The sequence below is a fragment of the Pseudomonas sp. 86_A genome (genome assembly GCF_017491705.1).
Lineage (GTDB): Bacteria > Pseudomonadota > Gammaproteobacteria > Pseudomonadales > Pseudomonadaceae > Aquipseudomonas > Aquipseudomonas koreensis.
The window spans coordinates 1-535 of sequence record NZ_JAFGYS010000065.1 but is presented as its reverse complement, the minus strand read 5'-3'; the positions used below and the strand labels follow the sequence as shown (position 1 = coordinate 535).

Genomic DNA, 535 nt, shown 5'->3' with positions numbered 1-535 from the left:
CGAGAACAAGCTGTTCGCGCTGCAGCAGCAACAAACCGCGCCCGCCGTTGACGGGATCGTTCGCGATCGCGACCGTCGCGCCGTTCTTCAGTTGATCGAAGCTCTTGATCTTCTTCGAATACAGGCCGATCTTCATGATCGTGCCCGGCGCGATCGCGACGAAGTCGTAGCCGCGCTGCTTCTTCGCGTTCTCGAGGAACGGGATGTGCTGAAAATAGTTGACGTCGATGTCCTGGTTCGCGAGCGCCGCGTTCGGCGTGTTCCAGTCGGTGAACTCGATGATCTTCACGTCGAGGCCCTGCGCCTTCGCCTCCTTCGCGGCCACCTTCAGCGCATCGATCTGCGGGCTCGTCGCGATGCCGACCTTCAGCGGCGTGGAATCGGCGTGCGCGAGCGGCACGGCGAACTCCGCGAACACGGCAAGCGCAAAGGCGGCGGCGGCCGCGCGCGACGCGCGCCGCAGGAGGCGCGCAAGGAAAAGACGAGACTGCATAGGAGGGCTCTCTTCAGGATGCCGAAACGCATGCGTCCGGCG

1 protein-coding gene is annotated in these 535 nt (G+C 64.1%); it reads right to left on the bottom strand.

Annotated features, from left to right (window positions below):
• A partial coding sequence (locus J5M57_RS28005; RefSeq protein WP_243435664.1) for a MetQ/NlpA family ABC transporter substrate-binding protein occupies window positions 1–493 on the bottom strand: 493 nt, incomplete at its 3' end.
• Window positions 494–535 lie beyond the last annotated feature (42 nt).